Below are 2802 nucleotides of genomic sequence, written 5' to 3'. Positions count from 1 at the left end.
GAACACGCTTAGCGGTTCGGTCACGCTACGATACGCCCACATGTGCGCCCGGACGCTACGACGACCTTCGGCGGCTGCTTTACTGAGTATGTCATGCGTACGCTGCGACTTCGGATCGTTTGGGTCGACCTTGGGGATCGTCGCCGGTAGAAGCAGAGTGACGTGCGTATCATCGGTTCCCACAACGTCACTGGCTAGCACGACTCGTTTGATATGCTCGGCCAGTGGCCGGATGACGAACGCGGAGGCGACCAGGATGTTCAGCAAGGTCGAACGCTGAGATGTTCTTTGATGCAACAAGAGATATAAAAGAGAAAAATACAAACAATACTTTGGTATTTTTACTTGGTGGACTGTCAGCATTGGTACTGGTTCTTATGTTTGCTGCACCGATCTTTTCTGAGAATATACAAGCACTTTACCCAATGCATGAAGGTGTAGGTAATGCGCAAGATGTTGGTATCGTACTCTTTACAAAGTACCTTGTACCATTTGAAGTAGCAGCGTTAATGTTACTAGTAGCAATGATTGCAGGAATTATACTTGCAGGTAAGAAAATGGATCAAAGTCTCACTGAAGATATGAGTGAAGATAATGAAATTATGATAGTAAAGGATGAAAAATGATAGGTCTTTCTCACTACCTGATCATATCAGCGATTATCTTCTCTATAGGATTAATCGGCGTACTTAGAAGAAGAAACCTTTTAATGCTTTTCTTCGCAACAGAGGTAATGCTTAATGCAGTCAATATAGCATTTGCAGCTATTTCACATTTTTATAATGATTTAACAGGTCAAATGTTTGCATTCTTTATTATTGCTATTGCAGCGAGTGAAGTGGCAGTTGGACTTGGTATATTAATTGTATTGTATAAAAAATATGGAAGTCTTGATCTTGACGACCTTGCAAGTATGAGAGGATAATAATGGAAAATTTAGTATATATAGCACTTTTTGCACCATTTGCAGGTTCTCTTTTTGCAGCTTTATTTGGTATGAGTGAAAGAAAAATATTTGTAGGTATTGTAGGGTCTCTATTTATCGGTCTGGCATTTGTCTCTTCGGCAATATTAGCATACAATCTTTACACAACGGGTACAATTGTACATGTGACAATGATGGATTGGATCAATGCTGGAGACCTCAATATTCCATTTGGTTTTGTAGTGGATCAAATCTCAGTAACAATGATGACAGTAGTTACTTTGGTTTCTACTATAGTACATGTTTATGCTATTGGTTATATGGATCATGATAAGAGTTTTAACAGATTCTTCTCATATCTTTCAGCTTTCGTGTTCTCTATGATGATACTTGTTATGTCAGATAACTTTGCCGGGCTATTTATAGGTTGGGAAGGTGTTGGTGTTTGTTCATGGTTACTTGTTGGTTTTTGGTATCACAAGCCAGATCAGACAAGAGAAGAAAATCCTTCTATCTCTCCGTCTTGGGCAGCAAATGAAGCATTTATTATGAACCGTATCGCTGACCTTGGTATGTTGGTCGGTATCTTTATTATTTACTGGAACACAGGTTCTCTTCAGTACGATGAAGTATTTGCTCAGCTTCCTTACCTTAGTGAAACTGTTTTAGTAACAGCGGCGATTGCACTCTTTGTTGGAGCGATGGGTAAATCAGCTCAGTTCCCTCTTCACACATGGCTCACAGATGCGATGGAAGGCCCTACGCCGGTTTCTGCATTGATTCACGCAGCAACTATGGTAACAGCAGGGGTTTTCTTAGTAATTAGAGCAAATCCCCTTTATAGTATGGAAGAAGTTGCAGGTGTAAGTTTCTTCATTGCATCTCTTGGTACATTTGTTGCATTCTATGCCGCATCTATGGCACTGGTTGAACGTGACTTGAAAAGAATTATTGCATATTCTACGCTTTCTCAGTTAGGATACATGTTCGCAGCAGCAGGACTCGGTGCATACTGGATCGCACTTTTCCACCTTGCAGCGCACGCATTCTTTAAAGCACTTCTCTTCCTGGGTGGGGGTAACGTGATGCACGCTATGCATGATGAGCTTGATCTCTTTAAGATGGGTAATTTGAGAAAGAAAATGAGAGGTACATGGATCTATATGACTATCGCCTCTGTTGCACTTGCTGGTTTACCGCCACTTGCAGGATTCTGGTCAAAAGATGCAATTATCGAAACGGCATTTAATGAACATACATATATCTTATGGGGTATGTTGGTAATCACTGCTGGGATGACAGCATTCTATTCATTTAGACAAGTATTTTTATCATTCCATGGTGAAGATCGTCACACAGCGTTAGGATTCCACCCACACGAAATGTACAAATTTGTACTTGTAGCAATGTCTCCTCTTGCAGTACTTGCTGTAATCACGGGATGGTTTATGGGGTCATACAAAGCGTTTATCTATAAGATAGGTGAGACTGTTCAGTATGAAATGTCTGAGCATACGCACCACTTAGCAACATATTTGGGTCTTATTGTTATCTTTTTTGCGCTCTCTGGTATCGCTTATGCCTATTATAAATATGCACGAACAGGTGAGAATGCTTGGAAAAGAAGTGAAAAAGTTGAAAACGGTTTCTTCTATAAATTACTTATCAACCAATATTATGTGCCAAAATTCTATGAAGAGTTTATTACAAAACCATATATGATGATCTCTGAGAAGTTCTGGACAGAGGTAGATTTAAAAATAGTAGATGCAACAGTAGACAATATTGCGAAGTTCCTTTACGGTTCTGGTGATAAAACAAGAAGTATGCAAACAGGTAACCTTTCAAACTATCTAAACTGGATGGCTGTTGGTGCG

2 protein-coding genes and 1 pseudogene are annotated in these 2802 nt (G+C 40.1%); all 3 read left to right on the top strand.

Annotated features, from left to right (window positions below):
• Positions 1-275 precede the first annotated feature (275 nt).
• Positions 276-626, top strand: a pseudogene (locus ABZC96_RS09435) (NADH-quinone oxidoreductase subunit J); the annotation flags it as partial.
• Positions 623-925 carry an NADH-quinone oxidoreductase subunit NuoK gene (gene nuoK / locus ABZC96_RS09430; RefSeq protein ID WP_373030699.1) on the top strand — a complete coding sequence of 101 codons (303 nt, stop codon included), beginning with the start codon at positions 623-625 and terminating at the stop codon, positions 923-925. The pseudogene ABZC96_RS09435 and the gene nuoK, both read left to right, overlap by 4 nt.
• 2 nt (positions 926-927) lie before the next feature.
• Positions 928-2802 (top strand): NADH-quinone oxidoreductase subunit L (gene nuoL, locus ABZC96_RS09425; RefSeq protein ID WP_373030698.1); only part of this gene is annotated, 1875 nt, incomplete at its 3' end.

Origin of the sequence: Sulfurovum sp., from assembly GCF_041551015.1 — a bacterium.
Lineage (GTDB): Bacteria > Campylobacterota > Campylobacteria > Campylobacterales > Sulfurovaceae > Sulfurovum.
The sequence above is the reverse complement of the archived record's forward strand: the minus strand, read 5'-3'. Positions and strand labels throughout refer to the sequence as shown.

What these genes read in the sequence shown, in the direction of transcription:
- nuoK (WP_373030699.1), top strand. Translation starts at nt 623, where the DNA reads ATGATAGGTCTTTCTCACTACCTGATCATATCAGCGATTATCTTCTCT.